We start from the raw sequence: 19,731 nt of genomic DNA, 5'->3' as shown, positions 1-19,731 counted from the left end.
ACTAATGATTTCCAGTAATATCATAAACAGGTAACAATACGATTAAGAAATGCGTTGTTTTATCAACTCAATAATAGTTCAACTTACTCAAGGATAGACATCGTGGCTAAATTCAAAGCGGTAAAAATGTTTCGCTGTTTTGGGTTTGTCTGTGTCGCCTTGTTGCAACACAAATAAGGTATGCATTATGAAAAAACTATTAATAACCGTACTTACTCTTGGTTTTACTGGTTCAGCGTTCGCAGCAGTAGGAGGTACAGACAGTTTTACTGGTGAAAACGGCCTTAAATATTTTGAAGACAAAAGCGCTTCATCTGAGGTTGTGACGGTACGAAACTATGCACAAGCTGAGTCTGAGCGTAACTTCTTAATCCAACAGGAGCGCGTTGGCATTAACAATTGGCTGCACTACCGTGAACCTACCCCAGTTGATAAGCAGAATGTGGTTCGCATGCAAAAAGACACACTGTACTCGACCATTTTAGTCGATACGACGAAGGGCGCTGAGATTACGCTTCCTGCTGTTGAGAAAGGGCGTTACCTGTCATTACAGCAAGTCGATGGGAATCACTTTACTCGTCATCTAGCTTACGGGGGAACTGAACCCAACGTAGTCGAGATCAAAGGGTCTACACCGTACGTATGGATAGTCGTTCGCTTAGGTACCGATGCGACAGAAGCTGACATGGAAAAAATGCGCGAGGTACAAAACAACCTAGTGCTTAAAGCGGGTTCCGCAGTACCTTTCGTCCCTGTGAACTACGAGACTAAGTCATTTGAAGCGACTCATCACGAACTGTTGGTCAGCGCTTCGAAAGGGATTAACAGTTTTAATATGTTTGGCGCGTCCGATGAAGTTGATGCTTATAAGCACTCAATTGGTGCCGCTATGGGCTGGGCTGGCGCTAACACCGTAGATAACGTCTATCAAGCGGCCAAACAAAACACCAATATGCAGTGTCAGGTCCTTACTTTCGATGACCCTAAGAACGGCGCATTCTGGTCACTTACCGTGTACAACAAAGACATCTACATGTTTTCAGAGAACGCGAGTTTGAACTCTTATACCGCCGAACCTAATGCCGATGGAACATTTACCATCCACTTTGGTTGTGAAGGTAAGAAGAACAATATTGATATTAACAACGACACAGGCGCCTGGAACTTAATGATGCGTCATTACCAACCTAGTGAGATTGTTAAATCTGGAGACTTCAACGTGTTAGATGATTTGAAAGTACTAGATGACTAGAAAGTACTCGATGACTCAAGAGGCGACATGATTTTGAAAGTGGGTGGTAAATAAAGCCACCCACTTTTGTTCTGGGTGAAAGTAATGAAAAAACGAAAATTAGCATTATTGGTGGTGACTATTGTGTCACTGTCTGCACTCGCTAAAGATGTAGATATGAGCGACCCAACGGCAGTGTACTCAAGCGTAGGCGGTACCTTGTCTCAGAATTACGGCGCTAACGGTGAAGAGACAAACGGCGACGTCTCTGTTGGTGTGGGTTGGGGTAAAAATCTATTATCTATCGAGTCCAAAGATAGTTTGGATAGCATCAACACTCGTTACGCTCGAATGGGAGTAGTTGGTGATCTTGGGGTGTACTTTGACAATACGATAACCACTGCCAAGGTACTAGGTGAGGAGGAGTACCATGGCTATACAGCATCTTTAGGCGCAATTTATTCTCTAAAACTTAACGACACCCTACAATTATACCCAATCGTGACTATTGGCAGTGCAGGTGAGTTGGGCGGAAGCCATCACAGAGCAATTTACACCGTCGGAAGTTATAATCGTATACAACTGGGCAATGGCTGGTCAGTCGGTCTAGACCCATTCTATACGGTGGTTGATGGAGAGAAAGAGGATAGTTTTAAATTCGATACTTTTGTTAGCTATCAATACAAGAGCCACCAATTCCGACTTGGCACCACAAACCAGTGGCAGCAAGCGGAAGAGTACGATTACAGTACATCGATAGAAACAGGTGGCGAGGTTTATTTCAAATACAAATATGCGTTCTAGCGCAGAAAACGCACTCCCTAAATGCAACGCTAGATACGCTAACCATTAGCTTTATAGGGCGTTTAGTAAACGTCATCAGTTAGGTAATTTGAGTACGAACCGCCCTACAAACGTAGCTATTGTGATGGGGAGCAATAGCTACGCTGTTATCTTCACCTTATAAATAACGATTTCGGAGGTGATTCTCAAAATGATGTGGGTTAAGGGTATCGCCAGTTGCCTGTTTAACTAATTCGTCTGTGGTTAAGAGGCTCGCTTTGCTCCAGATATTGTCAGACAACCAAGTAAAGATTGGCGATAGTTCCCCTGAGCGAATGGCGTCATCTACATCCACGGTTTTCTTCATCGCTGCCATAAACTGAGCCGCGTACATGGCCCCAAGTGTATAAGATGGGAAATAGCCAAATGCGCCGTCTGTCCAATGGATATCCTGCATACAGCCATCTTTATAGTTATCTTTTGTCGATAAGCCTAGATATTGCTGCATTTTGTTATCCCAAAGTTCAGGAATATCTTTATAGCTAATTTTACCGTTCATTAAATCGCGCTCGATTTCGTAACGTAGGATGACATGAGCGGGGTAGGTCAACTCATCCGCGTCTACGCGAATATAACCGGGCTGAACGCGGGTGTAGATTTTCTTCAAATTGTTTGCTTCAAAGACGGATGGGTCATTGCCTTTAAAATGTTGGCGTGCAAGTGGCGCAAGGTTAGCAATAAATGGGTCACTACGCCCCAGCTGCATTTCAAAAAACAGCGATTGAGATTCGTGAATGCCCATAGAGCGAGCTTGCCCAGCTAAGCAAACCAGCCCATTGTCGAGGCAAGCCTTGCTCATAACGAGCGTGACCCGTTTCATGGACAATTCCCATTAGAGATTGCACGAAATCTTGTTCGTCATAGCGAGTGGTAATACGAACGTCTTCCGGCACTCCGCCACAAAATGGGTGAGAACTAATATCGAGTCGGCCATGTTCAAAGTCAAAGTTTAGTAACGACATTACCTCTAGGCCTAGCGCATTTTGCGCTGAGGTAGAATAGCTTTCATTACTAGTATGAACGGATTCTTGTTTTTGTTTGTCTTGAACTTGTTGGGTTAGTTCTGGTAACCATGAAGTCAAATCACCAAAAATACTATTTAGCTGCTCAGAATTGACGCCTGGTTCATAGATGTCCAGCATAGCATCGTACGGTGTTAGGCCAGCTACCTCACCACGAATTTGCGCTTCTTGCTGTGAAAGGTTGACCACTTCTTCGAAGTTGTTACAAAAACCAGACCAATCGTTCGCCCCACGCTGCGTTCGCCAAGCGTGTTCACATTTTGAGCTAAGCCAACGATTTAGCTTTGACCAAGTCTTCCGGCACTACGGTACTTAGCTGCCATTGCCTTTTCATTTCTCTTAAGCTGGCATGCTCAGGCGCAGAGAGATTTTCGTCTTGGGCTTGGTTAATTAAGTCAGAAAGGTGTGGGGCGGTAGACAGTTGGTGGATGTGTAAGGACAATTGCGCCATGGCTTCAGAGCGAGCTTGGTTGCCTCCTGAAGGCATCATCGCGGCAGCGTCCCATCCACAAATTGCAGAGAGATGATTATAATTTGCTATTGTTTTGTAATGTTCAACGAGTTTATTGTAGTTTTCCATGTTACGTAACCTTCCAAGCGAACGATATTACTACGTTAACATCTACAATGGACTACGAAAAGATTAAGCTAACGGGAGGCTTGTTTTTACAACAAAATCGTTGTTCTATTCGATTCGCTAGTGGCTATTTTTCATCGCTTGAGTCAAAATCCTGTTTGACCTTGATGAACACGAAACAGTGGATGTTATGTATTTTCTAAATGTAGAAGCTTTTCTCGTCGCGATTGTTATCCTCACTATGACCCCCGGACTTGATACAGCGTTGGTTATCAGAAATACCTCGAGAGGCGGCTTTCACGATGGTGTCATCACAAGCTTAGGTATTTGCCTTGGGCTATTTGTCCACGCGACGTTCTCTGCGTTGGGCATTTCTGTCATATTGACACAATCTGCAGAGCTGTTTTCGCTCGTGAAGGGCGTTGGGGCGGCATATTTAATATGGCTTGGGATTTCAAGTATACGAGCGCTAAAGGGAGCAAAAGGAGTAGACGTTGCCGACATAGCATCACAAGCACTAGGGACGTCTAAGTCTCTTAGAGAAGGCTTTCTCTCCAATGTATTAAACCCTAAAACAGCGGTGTTCTATTTGGCCTTTCTGCCTCAGTTTATTAACCCCGAATATTCACCGTTTGCACAATCTATGGCGATGGCGGCGATTCATTTTGTCATCGCGATGCTTTGGCAGTGCAGTTTATCTGGGATGCTTAACTCGGCTAAATCGCTGCTTAAAAGTGGTCGATTTATGCGTTGGATGGAAGGGACCACCGGGGTGGTTCTTATTGCTTTAGGGGTTAAATTACTTCTCGAAGAACCTCAACTTTAACAATAGTTTTTGTCGTGCGCACGAAACCTTATTAAGATTGCTGTTTCACTCGCTGTAGCGACTGGCCAATAGTGAGCAGTTTACGCTGAGTTACAGACGGTGAATTAAGTATATACTCGTCAAAACACTGATAAGACAACTTCTCTTCATTGATTTCTTTACAGTAATTTCTTGCTTCTAGATTATGCTGGTATAACGCACGTTCGCTTGCCAGTTGATCTTGCGCAGCGCAACCAGTAAGAAGTGCAAAGATGAAGGCTATTGGTAGTAACTTAAACATACGACCCTAATTGAATGATTTGATTAACGATATAGTAATCATCTATAGAGTAGTTAGTTGCCATTTCACGCCAAAAGTTCCATGGACTTAAGGTTTTTTCTACGGGTAATATCTTAATTGAATTTAAATAGAGTTGTTGCACATGTGGAGAAGCGATAAGTGACAGAAGAACGGGGAGATCTAACTTAATCGCGACGAGTGTCGCCACAATTAAGTTAGATGGCATGCGTTACATGGTTATTGCGGTTTTTTGCCTACACCATGGTTTTCTTTTTGAGCGAGTGTCAATTTGGTAAAACCAAGTTTACGAAAGTGATTGTCTCTGTAGTTACGTACTGACTTGGTATCAGAGATCGCTTCGATTTGTTGCTCCATTTTTAGGAACTCAGTCAGATCAATACCTTCAGCTTCTGCCACCGCTTCATGGATGTTGCGATGCTGTTGATAAGAAAACGTTAGTGTTTTGTCTTCGTCTTTATATGTGTAAAGAATGGTACGAGCCATAATTTGCTACCTGCTGAAAATTTTACGCTAGATTCTGCCTTGAAGTGGGACGATTGTCACGCTTTCCATAGGTTTTTACTGTATCGATATTTGGAGAAATCTCAATGAGACAGTTGGCTTCACTCATTGAGCGTAAAATCCCTGAACCTTGTTTGCCAGTTGTACGCACGGTTAACTGACCGGTCTCTTCATTCATGGTGTACACACCTCGGCTAAATTCGGTGCGGCCTTGGCGTGAACGAAGCGGCATTTCAGCAACCGCACTTGCTTTAAAGGGCAAGAACTGCTGGATACCCTGCATTTTTCTAATGGCGGGTTCAACAAAGTTAATGAACGAGACCATCACGGCGACAGGATTCCCCGGCAAGCCGAAAAACGGTTTACCATTAATATGGCCGAAGGCGAGGGGGCGACCGGGTCTCATGTTTATGCGCCAAAAATCAACATTACCGCTTTTTTCAAGTACATCTTTGATAAAGTCGGCATCACCAACAGAGACTCCACCAGAAGTGACCACGAGATCCGCTGACTCACTGGCATTTAAGATAGCGGCTTCCATGACCGATTTGTCATCTTCAAGAATTCCGAGATCGACAATATCGCAACCGAGTTTTTGAAGCATTGCCATAATGGTAAAACGGTTCGAATCATAGATAGAATTTGCTTTTAAAGGGCTGCCAGGCGCCTGTACTTCATCGCCAGTAGAAAAGACGGCGACGTTAAGTTTACGTTTTACTTCAACCTGGCCAAATCCAAGTGATCCTATCATGCCAAGCTCTGGGGCTTCGATTAAGGTACCTTTCTCAAACACCGATTGTCCGATGGCAAGATCTTCGCCAGCTTGTCTGACATTTTGACCAGGTGTAATAGCAGCATTACCAAAAGAAACTTTGCTGTTAGCGTGCGTTGCTTGCTCACGCATGACTACCGTATCGGCCCCTTTTGGCATTGGCGCGCCCGTCATGATTTGAGCCGCCTGACCTTGCTGCAATGTACCGTCAAACGCGTGACCTGCCATGATGCTAGCAACCACATCAAATTGCTGCTGACCATTGTTTTCAGTTGGTAAATCTTCAGCACGCAGTGCAAATCCGTCCATTGCTGAGTTGGTGTAGGCTGGTACGTTAATAGGGGAAACGATATCTTGCGCGAGTACGCGGCCATACGCTGACATGAGCTCGACATTTTCAGTCATTGCTGCTGATGAAACTGCCTCTAGTATTTTCTGCTGTCCTTGTTTGACCGACAGTAAGGCAGGCGACAGCGTATCGCAGCAACTTGCTGGTGCTTCAGTTTTTGCAGCTGGCGCTAGGTATTCGATGATAAATTGAGAGATAGCATCTAAGTCGTTAATGTCCATAGTGGGTAATGGCACGTCGAGCACACTATCACTAGCGATGGCAATAATATTCTCGTCACTGGGATGAAGCCAAGGTTTACTCAATTCTTTCCGGTTCAGCTCTATCTTCGGAAACGCGATATTCTTACATCCTTCCACCAATATCACGTCGAGTGCTTTATGGTCAAAACGGGAGAGTAAGTGTTCGAAGTTCGCTTCTTCCTCTGGCGTCTCTGTCATTAAGGCATGACGATAACGGGAAGAGATTAACATTTGGCTCGCGCCAGCTTTACGCAAGCGATAGCTATCTTTACCGGGTTTATCGACATCAAAATTGTGGTGTGCGTGTTTGAGAACACCAATTTTAAGCCCAGTTGCGGTTAATTTCGGCAATAAGGCTTCTAATAATGTTGTTTTACCTGTGCCGCTGTAGGCAGCAAAACCGAGAAGTGGAATGTTGTTGATAGTTTTTATGGTCATAACAAACTCTAATTTCGATGGTTTTTGTAAGTCGCTCTGTAGGAAGGAAACGTTAGCCATTACGTTGGGCAGAAGTCCTTCTTTTTGAACCGACGTAGGTTTATTCAGTTTTTGAGTTAATCAAAGAAGGTTTTGCTCAATGGTTCGCTGCCAAGCGAGCAAGTTCTTCTGGTGTATTAAGGTTAACAAAGCAGTCAGGCGAGTCAGAAAAGTCGACATAATCGGTGTGGCAATCTTTATAAAGGAGGATGATTTTTCGGTCGCCTCGCTCTAAAAATGCTTCTAACTTGGGAAGAACACGTCGATGGAAAAGGGTAAATACGGGCTGGTGATACTCCCCGTCATGTGCCACAAGGATATCGGAATCTGTTGTGACGTTGTCACAAAATCGACGGATGAGTGACGCGTCGATAAAGGGGCTGTCGCAAGGCACAAAGCCAACCCAATCATGCTTTGCTGCCAGAAGACCTGCGTGAATGCCGCCTAAAGGACCCGGATAGTCGGGGAAGGTGTCGCTAATTACAGGGGCATACTGTGAGTAGTGGTCGTGGTTCCGGTTTGCATTAATGGTAATGTCATCGGTTTGAGACGATAGTCGCTGTAATACATGCTCAATTAACGGTTTACCATTGAACTCGATGAGCCCTTTGTCATTTCCGCCCATGCGTGAGGCTTGTCCTCCAGCGAGGATAACCCAACTAGTCTGCGCTGGTTGCAGCATAAGTACTCTCTTGATTGATATTCGCGTGTTTGATGGCGCTTTTATTGACGCTGCTTTTATCAATTACTTGCAGCAATGGCGATTCTATCAAGGTACAGTCTTTTATCCACCACTGTTTTCGACATAGAGCGGTGAGCCTATTCGCTTGATGGCTTGTAACGACGATGCTTGACCCCAAGTCCAGAAGATCCTGTGCCATGGTTACTAAACGCTCTATCGACTCTTGATCAAGGGACGCACTAGGTTCATCCATGAGTAAAATCGAAGGCTTGAGTACCCAAGCCCTTGCCATTGCCACACGCTGTTTTTCACCTCCAGACAAAACAGAAACATGTTCGTCAGCAAGCGTTTCTAGCCCGACAAGTCGCAGTGCGGCGATAACATCGGCTCGTTTGTCGTGGGCATTTTGTCGTCGGTGCTTTAAACCGTAAACGACGTTTTGATAGACTGTTCCATCAAATAAGTAGGCAGACTGATGCAAATAGATGACATCCTTCCGACCAGCACCAGAGCATAAACGGTTAAAAAAACCACCTTGCTTAGGGGTAATGACACCGCTACTCGGCTTTAATAGTCCCGCTAAAATTTTAAGTAGTGTCGTTTTACCCACGCCATTTGCTCCTTTGAGATAGACGGCGTCATTGGGACCAATACTCAACTCAGGAATATGGAAAAGCACGCGAGTATTGAATCGCATGGAAATCTGCTTAGCTTTTAATTGTATTGTCATTATTCTTGTAATCCTAAAGCAGAGCCTTTGAATAAGTATAGTGGTTGAATGATAATTCGTAGCCACCTTCGAGCCCTGAATGTTCCGATGCTTCAGCATTATGCTGTTTACGTAATACGTTACTCATTAAACAACGAGTTGTGACTAGAAGGTAAGGTGTTGCTAGTGGGTTCGTAGCACGCCTTTGCCTCTCATGGACGACAGCATAAAGTTTAAAACTAACGCCAGAAGTAATAGGACAATCCCTAACGCTACACCTTGAGCAAACGCGCCTTTATGACTTTCCATTGCGATAGCGGTAGGGATATTTCTAGTGAGTCCCATAATATTTCCCCCAACCATCATTGAGCATCCCACTTCTGTGACGATGCGGGAAAACCCTGCAACGACCGCAGCGAGTAATGGAAAACGAGACTCCCAAATCAGCGTCATCAACGTGCGAGTTCTCGACACCCCTAGAGTAATGGATGTTTCCATTGCTCTTCGGTCAGTGCTTTGTAAAGCACCGTGCATCATAGAAACCAGAACTGGAAAGCAAATTAGCATTTGCCCGACTATCATCGCTTTTTGGGTAAATAGCATTTGCCAGTCCCCTAATGGGCCTGAGCGTGACAGCAGCATGTAAAGCAATAATCCAATGACCACAGTAGGGATAGCTTGTAGCGTATTAACTAAAGATAACAGCATCCATTTACCGGGGAAGTTACTATAGGCGAGTAGATAAGAAAATAAGATAGCTGAGCAAGACCACCAAAGAGACAGCGGAAATAGAGACACTAAAAGAGACCGCGACAATTTTCCACAGCTCTCGGTCTAGGCTAAATAGGAGGCCAAAGGCCTCCATTGTGGTTTCAGTAATACTCATTAACTATTGGGTGTCTCTGCATTCGCCACAAACAACTGTTCGCCCATTTTGCGATAGCTGTTAATCATTGTCTGGCCTTTATCTGAAATTAACCACTGACTTAAAGCCTTCGCGCCCTCTGTGTTTAACGTAGGAAAGCGAGATGGGTTAACCAAAATCACTTGGTAAGGGTTAAACAGCTGCTTGTCTCCTTCAAAGAGCACTGCTAAATCGAGTTTAGCTTGATAGGCGAGCCACGTGCCACGGTCAGTCATAGTATAGCCCTGCATCTCTGAGGCCATATTGAGCGTTGGTCCCATGCCTTGTCCAACCGAACGGTAACCGCCAAAGTTTGGCTCAATATTTGTTTGTTGCCAAATTTGCAGCTCTTTTTTGTGTGTACCTGAGTCATCGCCTCGTGAGATGAAAATAGCGTTAGTTTTTGCGATGCTATCGAAGACTTGGTCGATGCTTTTTTGATCATGTATGTCTGCTGGATCTTTTTCAGGACCGACGATAACAAAATCGTTGTACATCACTTTGTGGGGTTCGATGCCGTAACCAGCTTTTACAAAGGCCGCCTCAGCTTTAGGGGCGTGAGTCATGACTAGGTCTACATCGCCATTTTCGCCCATTCGAAGGGATTTTCCGGTACCAGCGGCAATAATATCGACTTGGTATCCTGTTTCCTTCGTAAATTCAGGCAGTAGGTAGTCTAATAAACCAGAATGATAAGTGCTTGTGGTGGTCGCTAGTCTAACGTGAGGTAGTTCACTCTGAGGTGCTTCTGCATAAGCCGATACAGAAAGTGTTGCCAAGGAAAGGGCTGAAACCATCAAATGAGGGAGCTTCATAATAGTATCCATTTTTGTATATTTTTATAGGAGAGCGTAATGCTCCGGGTGACGTAGCATGTTAAGCAAAGACAATGCCATAATTTTTATAGGAAAAAAGTGGCAAAGTGCGACATTTTGCTAAATTTTTGTCACGGTAAACTACAATTAGTTTGAGCTGGGACAAAATGTCGCAATTTTAATAAGGATGTTTTGACTCATGTTGGTACACTCTGTCCCAAATAGGAATAATAACAAGTATTTATGGCATTCTTTGACTCTTCAGAAAACTCTCAAGCGCAAGCTTCCCCTTATCTTGCCTTCTCAGCTCTTGTCGTGGACGATGAAGTTGGTATGCAAGCCGTACTGAAAAAGGCGTTAGGCAAAGCTTTTGGTCATGTTGAAACCGCAGGAAGTGTAGAGGAAGCGGAAGCGTTACGCCTTCAAAATCACTATGATTTGATTATCCTTGATATAAATTTGCCGGGACGATCAGGGATTGAGTGGGAAGAAGCATTTAATGATGCTGACCGTAAGGCGGACATTATATTCATGACTGGATACGCGGACCTAGAGGTCGCCATCAGTGCGCTTAAGTTAGGGGCATCGGATTTTATTTTGAAGCCATTTAACCTTCAGCAAATGCTTCAAGCCGTGAGTCGTTGTATGGACAAGCGGTCCGCTGAACGTGTCACCGCCGCGCTAAGTCACGATATAAACCGCCGTGTGTCGAAGGAGCTTATCGGTTCTTCCATCAAAACAACACAACTTAAGCAGTTGATTAGTCAGTTTGCGCCTTCAAAGGCATCGGTGCTGATTGAGGGCGAGTCAGGGACGGGTAAAGAATTAGTGGCAAGAGGGCTGCATGATGCCAGTAAACGTAAGGGGCCTTACGTAGCGATTAACTGTGGTGCTTTAGCACCAGAGCTACTTGAAAGTGAACTCTTTGGTCATACGGCAGGTGCGTTTACTGGCGCTAAGAAGAGCCGAGAAGGGTTATTTAGAGTGGCGAGCGGTGGCACTTTGTTTCTAGACGAAATCGGAGAAATGCCGCTAGCTATGCAAGCCTCATTGCTAAGAGTGCTTGAGCAACGCACTGTGAGACCCGTGGGTACCGAGCGAGAAATCAGTGTGGATGTACGAATCGTCGCGGCCACGAACCGAAACCTACAACAAGAAGTTGAAGACGGCAAATTTAGGCAAGACCTGTTCTATCGTTTAAACGTGTTAAAGATCGAGGTGCCAGCATTGCGTACGCGACTCAGTGACTTAAACGAATTAGTGCCTTATCTGACAAGAATGTTAGCCAAAGAGTTGGGCGTTGTGGAGCCAAACTGGGCGCATGAAGATATGTATGCCATGCAAGATTATGATTGGCCAGGCAACGTGCGCGAACTTAAGAATATGCTAGAACGTTGTATATTGCTCAATAAGCCACCAGCGCATTACTTTAGAGAGCTGAATGGTCCAGCGGTCAGCGCTGCAATTACGTTATCGTCCAATGATATCACTACGCTACCTGCGACAAGCGGAGCTGGTGAGTTGCAATTTGGTTACCCTGATTCATGGTCACTAAAAGATGTCGAGAAAGCTCACATCCAACAAGTAATGGATTCCCATTCGGGTAATAAATCTGCCGCGTCGCGTGACTTGGGAGTCGCAAGGAAAACCTTGGAGCGTAAGTATAAAGAATGGGATGAAAGTAGGTCGTCGAATGAGGATTAACAGTTATTTAGTCAGTCGATGGCGATTTCGCACTCAAACGATGGTGCGTTATCGATTATTGTTTCTTACGTCAGCGCCTATTGTTCTTACCTTAATAGCCATGTTTGCGATTACGGCCTACTGGTCTATTCACTATACGTGGCAGAGTGCATTGGTTGATGTTGGAGAACGGCTGAATATTGTTACCGATAAATTGGATAGTTTGCAACACGAGCAGCATGAACACTTACAGGCGTTTTCCGAGTCGTATGAATTTAGAACGCGCCTTTCGCATATTCAGTCTGCTCAAGAGTTTGATGAGTGGGTTAAGCGACAAAATACTCGGTATCAACTCGATTTTTTACGTTGGATTCCGATTCAAAGTTTGTCCGATGTAAACGACGGTGATAATGCACCTGCTGCCACTCGTCAGTACCAAGCAATGGCCAGTTATCAATCTTTTTTCGATGTATTGAAACGTGAAGATGCGTTTGCTTTAGAACCCCAAATCGCGGAACACTCAGAGGTTCGCCATCAATCTACGCAAATGTTAGAAACTCGCTCACTTGTTAGTCGTTCTGTGGTCGTTATATTTGATGATAGCAGCCAAGTGGTTGGCTATCTCGATGGCGGAGTGTTACTCAATAACAATTTTGAGTTGGTTGATGGTATTCGAGACACGATTTATCCAGAAACAAGCCTAGCTCGTCACGTTAAAGGGACGGTCACAATCTTTTTAGAAGATTTACGGGTGGCGACCAATGTACCGATTGAAGCGTCATATCAAGGTCGAAGAGCAATAGGCACTGTCGTTTCTGAAGAGGTACGGCAGCGTGTCCTAGAAAAAGGGCAGCGTTGGATCGATAAGGCTTACGTCTATGATACCTGGTATATAGCGGGCTATGACGCACTGCGTGACCGTGATAATAACATTATCGGTATTACTTATACTGGGTATCGTGCTTGGCCACTACTCAAAACCTATTTAACCAATGTCGGTGAAGTTACCGCAATCATTGTTGCTATTTTGTTGTTGTCTGGATTTATTGTTTACCGTGGTGCGCGGGGTCTTTTTAAGCCAATTGAACAAATACATCGAGTGGTCAAAATGGTACAACTTGGTAAGGATGAAGAGCGCATTGGTGATATTGGGCTAGATAGTCAGCATGAGCTAAGTCAGCTTGCTCGGCAATTCGACAACATGCTTAATCAGCTGCAATATCGCAACGAGCAAATTCAAGAAGCCGCTCATGAGCTAGAAGCTAAAGTGGCGTCAAGAACTGCGAGTTTGAAGGACAAAACTGAGCAGCTAGAGCTGCATATTCACTTGTTGAATCAAACCAAAGATAAGCTCATTGTTAATGAAAAACTGGCGGCTTTGGGGGAGCTAACGGCAGGGATTGCTCATGAAATTAATAACCCTACCGCGGTTATTCTTGGCAATGTGGAACTCTTAAAGTTTGAGCTTGGTGATGATGTTAGCGCTGTTGAAGAAGAGGTGGACGCGATCTTAGTGCAGATTGACCGCATTCGAAACATTACCCGAAGTTTACTGCAGTATAGCCGACAAGGTGGCGTGCAAGATGAAGTGACCTGGCAGCACGTTAACCCCATTGTCGATGAGAGTGTGACTCTCGTTCGTACGGGTTCTAAGAAGCGAGATGTCGAATTTTACGTGGACTTACATGCGAAAACACCAGTAGAAATTAACCGTCACCAATTGCTGCAAATTTTGGTTAACCTGCAAATGAACGCGATACATGCGATGCAGGGTAAGGGGCGTCTTACAGTATTAAGTGAAGACTGGATTGAAGGAAGCGAAAAAATTGGCGCATTAATTCATATTATCGATGAAGGTTGTGGCATTTCAGATGCTAATTTGAAGCGAATCTTCGACCCATTTTTTACCACTAAGCGCGACGGTACCGGATTGGGTTTATCCGTATCGCAAAGTATTTTGAGTCAAACAGGTGGTGAGATAAAAGTAAAATCCGAGCTAGGTAAAGGAAGCCAATTTACCTTGTACTTACCAAATAAAACCGATCATCATCTATTAGTTAGCAGTTAGCAGTTAGCAGTTAGCAGTTAGCAGTTAGCAGTTAGCAGTTAGTAGCTATATCAATACAATGGCTATTCATGTTGAATGTTGCATTTCCTTACTCTGTTGGTGAACTAAAGAGGAATGTTAATGCGACATTGAGGAGATTAATTACCATTTTATGCCGTTAATGAAATAACAGCCTATTACAGAATTTGGGTAATCCGTCTTATTGTCGGCATAGGAGAGTCTAAGGTTGATGTTGGAGCTAACTTAGGCTCAAAATCGATTTTTGATACAACCTTGGAGTAAGCCCACTGATCCGCTTAAATGCTCGCGAAAAGTGAGAAATATCAGAGTACCCGAGTTGGTTGGCAACATGGGTTAGAGACAGTTCTTCAGCCATCATTTCTACCGCAACGGTAAACAGAAGATTATCCTTTATATGCCGAAAGTTGGTTTTTTCGTCGTGTAAGCGTCGCTGTAGCGTACGTGGCGTCATCCTTAATAATTTGGCAGCTTGTTCAAGTGTTAGATTATGTTCACGAACATAAGGCAGTAATGAAGTAAATACTTTATCAGTAAAATTCGCGTGCCATGTGACTAAAGGTTCTTGAAACTGAACATCTTGGCTGGAAATCTTGACTGGTTGCTTGAGGATACTGTCATCAATCCAAATTGCCATTTTGTCGTTGCCAACAAAGTATTGTATCTCTTTACCCACTGTCGACTGGAATACGTCGGCATTTATCGATTGGGTCTTCACTTGCTTTGGTGTCCAATTTGTCTTGGTTAGTGCTCTGATAAATTCAATCGAATACATTAACGCAAAAACTTCCGACCATAAGTACAGACCATTCTCTTCAAAAGGTTTATATCGAAAGTACCAGACTCTGCCGTGAACCTCTTCAACGCCAGTTGTCGTGCCAACGGCATCGTATTGATAGATAGCGTTTGAAGAGATCAGAGCTTCTTTAACCGTCGTACATTCTTGAAACGCACCAAGTAATTTGGGAACCAACTTTTGTCTAATCGCCAGTTTAAGTAACTCGCCAAAATTGGTTGTACCTAATTGATGCGCCGACAAAAATAGCAATCGGCGAATGGGCTCAACGGGTAAAAACTCGCTGTCTAAATCGCGGAGGTCGGGTGGTAACCCTGACTCATGAATAAGCTGGTGGGCGTCGTAATGGTTTTCTGCAAGCAGTTCGATGATGATCCGTGCGTAGCCCGATTTAATCATGGGTACGGATTCTGTATTTTTTGTATCACTGGGCGTCGATGTCATCCGGTGTGTTCCTTTTACTCATTTTCTACATTCGTTTCTATAAGCATCGGGTGATTGGCGCAATATGGCAAGTTTTTTCAGGCAATTATTTTATCCTTTATCATAACGAAAACCAGTGTTATCAATGGTCGGAATGGTCACAAAAACATAGTTTTTTCAATGTATTACTGTTGAAAACTGGTTTGTTTAGTCTATATATAGTGGTAGAAAAATTGTTGAAGGTTGTAGCAAGGAAGACAAAATGAGTAAAGAAATTGAGCCAAAATGTGATGCCGAAGAGCAGGTGTCGGATAAGGACGCAGAGCAAGCGAATCAAGAAGGGCAAAACAGCCAGCAGCGAGTAAGAAAAGTCACCAATTTGCTTCTTGGAGTCGTCGCCCTATCAGTAATCGTGAGTATTGCGTCAGATCGGATAATTCCTACAACTGATAATGCGCGAGTCAAAGGCTATGTGGTTCCAATTAAGCCACAGGTGTCTGGTCAGGTGACGGATATACTGGTGAGGCCTAATCAATTGGTCGCAGAAGGGGACGTCTTAGCCACTCTTAACCCTGTTGATTATGAAATTGCGGTAAAAAAAGCTGAACAGGACTTAGCTATCGCAGGTCAGAATGTTGGGGCTCAAACGGCATCAATCGCTGCGGCGCAAGCCCGACTTACGAGTGCTTCAGTTGAAAAAGACAATGTTGAACTGCAAACCCGGCGTGTACTTGCTATGGCGGAAAAGGGAGTCATTTCAGTTTCTGAAGCGGACAAGTCTCGTGCTGCATTGGCAAGAGCCCGTGCGAATGTCCAAAATGCGCAAGCCGATCTTGATAAAGCGAATAAACAATTAGGCAGTGCTGGAGAAGAAAACAGTCAAATCAAAGCAGCGTTGTTGGCGTTAGAAAAAGCTCAACTTGATTTAGCGCGAACAACCGTTCGCGCTCCTACGAATGGCGGCGTGTCTAACTTCAGTCTATCGGAAGGCTTTTACGCCACCGCTGGGCAGCCAATGATGACGTTTATTTCTACAGACTCAATTTGGATTGAAGCGTATTTCAGAGAAAATAGTTTAGGCAATATTCAAGCAGGTGATGAGGTAGAAATAGCCTTAGATTTTGCTCCGGGAAAAGTAGTTAAAGGCGCAGTTTCAAGTGTGGATTGGGGCGTAGATTGGGGTCAAAGCAATCAAGCTGGGAAATTAGCGCAAGCAAATAATCAAGCTAGGCTGGCTGCGTCAAACACAAATGCTACCAGTCATGATTGAATTTAATCCAGAAGATACCAAAGGGCAGTTGCGAATTGGCGGTCAAGCGGATGTTGTTGTTTATACTGGCGACAACGTGATATTCAATAGCCTTGGCAAATTATGGATTCGAGTGGTCAGTTGGATGTCTTATGTCAGATAACGTTGAATCAACAGCTCTTGCTCCTGAGTCGGTAGCTTGGTGTTTAGAAACCCGCATTCTACGTTTTGCGCTTGGTGTAGGGCTCGCGACCTTTTTAGCGTCTTGGATTGATTGGCCGCTAGCATTCATTACCCCGATCTTTACGGCTAAGTTTCTCTTTGAGAAAAAGGTTATGACTAAAGACGTGGTGTACGAATTGCTACTGGCTATGATTGTTACCGTAGCCATTGGTATTGCATTGAGTATGGGTTTTTCTCATTACCCGCTACCATTACTTATTGGGGTAGGTGGCTTGATGACCCTTGGCTACTATCTATTCTTGGATCCTAAGTGGAATCTATTTGCTACGATTTTGCTAATGGCGGTACTCATGTTGCCATTTATGGCAATAGACAGCCCTGCTGTTGCGGTTTTTCTTGGGTTCGGACTCAGTGCATCGGGTGCAGTGGCGGTCGGTGTATTTGCGCTTGTGCATATCTATCTTCCAGAGAAAGAAACCATGAAAGCCACAGAAGTGAGCCCAGGGATGACTGAGGAGTTTCGTTGGTTTTCAGCAATACGAGCTTCAATCATTGCCCTTCCTGTCGTGGTATTTTTCTTTGTCTTTCAAATCTCTGAAGCGCTATTGTCAATGATATTTATAGCACTGTTATCTCTTATGATTACCGGTGACAAGTCCATTAAACTCGGCGTATTTTTGCTAATAAGCAATGCGATCGGTGGTGTGATTGCCATCGGCGTGTTTAGTGTGCTTGCGCTGGTTCCATCAATGTTTTTCTATACGCTTTGTATTAGTCTAATGGCGATCATGTTCGGAACAAAAATGTATATGGAGCCTGCGAAAGCGCCAATATACAGCACGGCATTTAACACCGCGTTAGTGCTGATTGGCACAACAATGATGAGTTCTGGTGCTATTGATGAAAAAATGTGGATCCGATTAGGGTTACTGCTCATTGTGGCAATATACATGATCATTGCCGCGTACTTCATTGAAACGAGAGATTGGAAATTATTAAAGTTCCATGGGCAGATGATGAAGACTAGCCGTGAGTGTCAATAAAGAAATGATAAGAGATTGATGATTGGTCAGATCAGAACGGTAGTTGCGATCTACTGATAATCTTAGCCCTGCCGTTAACAGATAAATAACAAAATCTTGTGTCGAAATATGATACGCAAAGCGGCCAAATACTTGGCGTTTATTGTTTAGAAGGCATAACGTTAAAACAGAAATGTAGGCACTCTCGACGCTACTAGCGTCTGAAGGCAGCCGATCGTTAAGCCTCTCATTTATTGCACTACGTGACTAAGAGGAGAGGCAATTAAAACATATATGCCCAGCCAATCATTGGGCCTTTTTGGGTCACATCTAATTCTACCGGACCGTTTGTACTGTCGGTCGTATTTTTGAAGGTTTAGATATCGATAGCCGAACCAGAGGTTATTGTGCTTACTAAAACTATAGGTCCCGGCAAGATTGAGTCCTCGGTTTATATCGTTGTCACCAGCAATACCCGCATCCACTGTTAAGCTTAACCCCCAGTTGTTGCCAAAGTGATGGGCATACTTTAAGCCAATCAGCCAGTCGAATTGGTGGGAACTGGATGTGATGGTACCGTTTTTATCATTCCAAAATGGACGGTCACTGTTGGCGCCTACTTTCACATCAATTTTACTGTAGACATGACGCACTCCAGTCAGTAGCACTAAACCATGCGTGACTTCATAACCCGCGAACACATCGTTCAACGACATGTGAGCACTCAGGTCAACATTGAAACTGGGAACGATAACCCCGGGCTGAGTATCCGTATCGTTTTTGACATGAAGATAATTTGCTCTGACGCCGAGTAGCCACCTGTCTTTTTGAGCATAGAAATCCCCCATTAAACCGAAGTTTAAGTTGCTAACAATGTTGTCAAAAGGGATGTCGATATCAATCTTGTCGTTTGCAGGACCCGTTGTGCCCGTTATACTCGGTGCCCATAACATCGGAAATACGACAAGAAACTCCCATTCTTCGTCTTTATCCGTTGCCATCAAAGGCGATGACGTGAGCAATGCTGCTACCACTATAGTTTGTCCTAAAAAACGCATTCCTATTCCTTTAAGTACGTTTATATTTTTATAATTGTGTGGGTATAACGTTTGTATCGATCTTTGCATCTCGCACGCTACTCTATCGTGCGGTTGTGATTCTGCACCGCAATTTGTGGCGCATTAATATTGTGTTTACGAAATTCATCAATCACACGTAAGGTAATATCCGTTTCGAAGAGTTTTTCATACGCGGTGTCTACAACATACGCTTTACAGGTGAGTTGTACCGCTAAGTAATTGTCAGTAATCGTTTGTTTGACTAATACCGTAACAGGTTTAGGCAAATGAATATAGCGACTAGACGACGCTGCTTCCTGAATTAAGTTACGCGCCATGACAATGTCTTCATTCATGCCAACGTAGAACGGAATGACGACTTGCATATCTAATGCACCATAGTTACCGCTGACCGTGACTTCGTTAAGAAATTTGTTGTTAGGGATGGTAATGATGTCATCGTTCAATGTCCGCATTCGAACCGAACGTAATCCAATGGTAGTAATATCCCCGTAGTTACCTTCAAATGTGACGCGGTCACCAACCTGAAAAGGGCGGTCAATCATAACGGTCAGCCCGGCGATGAAAGAAGCAGCAAGGTCTTTTAATGCAAAGCCTACAGACACTGCGAGTGTGCCACCAATGAGGGCAAGTATATGGTCATTAATTCGAAAACTCAGCATGAATACAACCAAGCCAGCGGTCATGTAGATAAAGAACTGCAAAAATGACTGCAGTTTTTGTAGCAACATCCGATATTGAACGAACTGCCCGCCAATACTCTCTACCATCGAATTCATAAATTTAATGAGTACCCAAGTGCCCATCATAATAAGAATGCTGAATATAACGCCAGACCAACGAATCAAATTGGTAAACTGGGTAATATTTTCGACAGATGCGATCGCTTCCTCAGCATTAACTGCACTAGAAAGTAGCAGTAGGGCGATAACGTATAGCCATTTATTCATAAGAGAAAG

At 44.1% G+C, this 19,731-nt stretch carries 15 protein-coding genes and 4 pseudogenes; 7 read left to right on the top strand and 12 right to left on the bottom strand.

Going from position 1 to position 19,731, the window contains the following annotated elements; translation table 11 throughout:
- Positions 1–187: 187 nt before the first annotated feature.
- Complete coding sequence (locus AC0L66_RS09860) at positions 188–1,252, top strand: DUF1254 domain-containing protein (RefSeq protein ID WP_473567110.1); 1,065 nt, start codon at positions 188–190, stop codon at positions 1,250–1,252.
- 84 nt (positions 1,253–1,336) lie between these two features.
- Positions 1,337–2,035 carry a hypothetical protein gene (locus AC0L66_RS09855; RefSeq protein WP_265677639.1) on the top strand — a complete coding sequence of 233 codons (699 nt, stop codon included), beginning with the start codon at positions 1,337–1,339 and terminating at the stop codon, positions 2,033–2,035.
- Between the two features lie 157 nt (positions 2,036–2,192).
- Here the strand turns inward: AC0L66_RS09855 and AC0L66_RS09850 are convergent.
- Positions 2,193–3,676 (bottom strand): annotated as a pseudogene (locus AC0L66_RS09850) (carboxypeptidase M32).
- 187 nt (positions 3,677–3,863) lie between these two features.
- Here AC0L66_RS09850 and AC0L66_RS09845 point away from each other — a divergent pair.
- Positions 3,864–4,499, top strand: a complete 636-nt coding sequence (locus AC0L66_RS09845) for a LysE family translocator (RefSeq protein ID WP_265677028.1) — start codon at positions 3,864–3,866, stop codon at positions 4,497–4,499.
- 31 nt (positions 4,500–4,530) lie between these two features.
- Here the strand turns inward: AC0L66_RS09845 and AC0L66_RS09840 are convergent, their stop codons facing one another.
- The 8 genes and pseudogenes from AC0L66_RS09840 to AC0L66_RS09805 form a co-directional block, all read right to left on the bottom strand.
- Positions 4,531–4,779 carry a hypothetical protein gene (locus tag AC0L66_RS09840; protein WP_473567108.1) on the bottom strand — a complete coding sequence of 83 codons (249 nt, stop codon included), beginning with the start codon at positions 4,777–4,779 and terminating at the stop codon, positions 4,531–4,533.
- On the bottom strand, positions 4,772–5,005 hold the full coding sequence (locus AC0L66_RS09835; protein WP_473567106.1) for a hypothetical protein: 234 nt from the start codon (positions 5,003–5,005) through the stop codon (positions 4,772–4,774). Before AC0L66_RS09835 ends, AC0L66_RS09840 begins: the two co-directional genes overlap by 8 nt.
- Before the next feature lie 11 nt (positions 5,006–5,016).
- Positions 5,017–5,283, bottom strand: coding sequence for a DUF2960 domain-containing protein (locus tag AC0L66_RS09830; protein ID WP_250619056.1), 267 nt, complete (start codon positions 5,281–5,283; stop codon positions 5,017–5,019).
- A 27-nt stretch (positions 5,284–5,310) separates the two neighbouring features.
- A pseudogene (locus AC0L66_RS09825) lies at positions 5,311–7,096 on the bottom strand (bifunctional molybdopterin-guanine dinucleotide biosynthesis adaptor protein MobB/molybdopterin molybdotransferase MoeA).
- Positions 7,097–7,238: 142 nt separating this feature from the next.
- Complete coding sequence (mobA, locus tag AC0L66_RS09820; protein ID WP_473567104.1) at positions 7,239–7,823, bottom strand: molybdenum cofactor guanylyltransferase MobA; 585 nt, start codon at positions 7,821–7,823, stop codon at positions 7,239–7,241.
- A complete protein-coding gene (locus AC0L66_RS09815; protein ID WP_265677032.1) occupies positions 7,801–8,553 on the bottom strand; it encodes an energy-coupling factor ABC transporter ATP-binding protein in 753 nt (250 codons plus the stop codon). Before AC0L66_RS09815 ends, mobA begins: the two co-directional genes overlap by 23 nt.
- A gap of 162 nt (positions 8,554–8,715) precedes the next feature.
- Positions 8,716–9,418: pseudogene (locus AC0L66_RS09810) on the bottom strand (ABC transporter permease).
- Positions 9,418–10,251 carry an ABC transporter substrate-binding protein gene (locus AC0L66_RS09805; RefSeq protein WP_265677034.1) on the bottom strand — a complete coding sequence of 278 codons (834 nt, stop codon included), beginning with the start codon at positions 10,249–10,251 and terminating at the stop codon, positions 9,418–9,420. Before AC0L66_RS09805 ends, AC0L66_RS09810 begins: the two are co-directional and overlap by 1 nt.
- Positions 10,252–10,494: 243 nt before the next feature.
- Between AC0L66_RS09805 and AC0L66_RS09800 the strand changes: the two genes are divergently transcribed.
- Together AC0L66_RS09800 and AC0L66_RS09795 are read left to right on the top strand one after the other, a co-directional pair.
- Positions 10,495–11,955 carry a sigma-54-dependent transcriptional regulator gene (locus AC0L66_RS09800; protein ID WP_265677035.1) on the top strand — a complete coding sequence of 487 codons (1,461 nt, stop codon included), beginning with the start codon at positions 10,495–10,497 and terminating at the stop codon, positions 11,953–11,955.
- Entirely contained in the window at positions 11,945–14,002 is a 2,058-nt protein-coding gene (locus AC0L66_RS09795) for a sensor histidine kinase (RefSeq protein WP_473569215.1), read from the top strand. The genes AC0L66_RS09800 and AC0L66_RS09795 overlap by 11 nt, the downstream gene beginning before the upstream one ends.
- A 238-nt stretch (positions 14,003–14,240) precedes the next feature.
- Here AC0L66_RS09795 and AC0L66_RS09790 read toward each other — a convergent pair whose 3' ends face one another.
- Complete coding sequence (locus AC0L66_RS09790; RefSeq protein ID WP_473567101.1) at positions 14,241–15,260, bottom strand: AraC family transcriptional regulator; 1,020 nt, start codon at positions 15,258–15,260, stop codon at positions 14,241–14,243.
- 241 nt (positions 15,261–15,501) lie between these two features.
- Between AC0L66_RS09790 and AC0L66_RS09785 the strand changes: the two are divergent.
- A pseudogene (locus tag AC0L66_RS09785) lies at positions 15,502–16,651 on the top strand (HlyD family secretion protein).
- A complete protein-coding gene (locus AC0L66_RS09780; RefSeq protein WP_473567099.1) occupies positions 16,641–17,714 on the top strand; it encodes a DUF2955 domain-containing protein in 1,074 nt (357 codons plus the stop codon). Before AC0L66_RS09785 ends, AC0L66_RS09780 begins: the two are co-directional and overlap by 11 nt.
- Positions 17,715–17,944: 230 nt before the next feature.
- On the opposite strand, the gene AC0L66_RS09775 is transcribed toward AC0L66_RS09780, so the two are convergent.
- Both AC0L66_RS09775 and AC0L66_RS09770 read right to left on the bottom strand, forming a co-directional pair.
- A complete protein-coding gene (locus tag AC0L66_RS09775; RefSeq protein ID WP_473567097.1) occupies positions 17,945–18,751 on the bottom strand; it encodes a hypothetical protein in 807 nt (268 codons plus the stop codon).
- Positions 18,752–18,828: 77 nt separating this feature from the next.
- Entirely contained in the window at positions 18,829–19,722 is an 894-nt protein-coding gene (locus tag AC0L66_RS09770; protein ID WP_265677049.1) for a mechanosensitive ion channel family protein, read from the bottom strand.
- Positions 19,723–19,731 lie beyond the last annotated feature (9 nt).

It is taken from the genome of Vibrio sp. GJ43-1 (assembly GCF_055808835.1).
The sequence above is the reverse complement of the archived record's forward strand: the minus strand, read 5'-3'. Positions and strand labels throughout refer to the sequence as shown.

Coding starts and splice junctions, on each gene's coding strand:
- AC0L66_RS09860 (WP_473567110.1), top strand. CDS start 188: ATGAAAAAACTATTAATAACCGTACTTACTCTTGGTTTTACTGGTTCA.
- AC0L66_RS09855 (WP_265677639.1), top strand. CDS start 1,337: ATGAAAAAACGAAAATTAGCATTATTGGTGGTGACTATTGTGTCACTG.
- AC0L66_RS09845 (WP_265677028.1), top strand. CDS start 3,864: ATGTATTTTCTAAATGTAGAAGCTTTTCTCGTCGCGATTGTTATCCTC.
- AC0L66_RS09840 (WP_473567108.1), bottom strand. CDS start 4,779: ATGTTTAAGTTACTACCAATAGCCTTCATCTTTGCACTTCTTACTGGT.
- AC0L66_RS09835 (WP_473567106.1), bottom strand. CDS start 5,005: ATGCCATCTAACTTAATTGTGGCGACACTCGTCGCGATTAAGTTAGAT.
- AC0L66_RS09830 (WP_250619056.1), bottom strand. CDS start 5,283: ATGGCTCGTACCATTCTTTACACATATAAAGACGAAGACAAAACACTA.
- mobA (WP_473567104.1), bottom strand. CDS start 7,823: ATGCTGCAACCAGCGCAGACTAGTTGGGTTATCCTCGCTGGAGGACAA.
- AC0L66_RS09815 (WP_265677032.1), bottom strand. CDS start 8,553: ATGACAATACAATTAAAAGCTAAGCAGATTTCCATGCGATTCAATACT.
- AC0L66_RS09805 (WP_265677034.1), bottom strand. CDS start 10,251: ATGAAGCTCCCTCATTTGATGGTTTCAGCCCTTTCCTTGGCAACACTT.
- AC0L66_RS09800 (WP_265677035.1), top strand. CDS start 10,495: ATGGCATTCTTTGACTCTTCAGAAAACTCTCAAGCGCAAGCTTCCCCT.
- AC0L66_RS09795 (WP_473569215.1), top strand. CDS start 11,945: ATGAGGATTAACAGTTATTTAGTCAGTCGATGGCGATTTCGCACTCAA.
- AC0L66_RS09790 (WP_473567101.1), bottom strand. CDS start 15,260: ATGACATCGACGCCCAGTGATACAAAAAATACAGAATCCGTACCCATG.
- AC0L66_RS09780 (WP_473567099.1), top strand. CDS start 16,641: ATGTCAGATAACGTTGAATCAACAGCTCTTGCTCCTGAGTCGGTAGCT.
- AC0L66_RS09775 (WP_473567097.1), bottom strand. CDS start 18,751: ATGCGTTTTTTAGGACAAACTATAGTGGTAGCAGCATTGCTCACGTCA.
- AC0L66_RS09770 (WP_265677049.1), bottom strand. CDS start 19,722: ATGAATAAATGGCTATACGTTATCGCCCTACTGCTACTTTCTAGTGCA.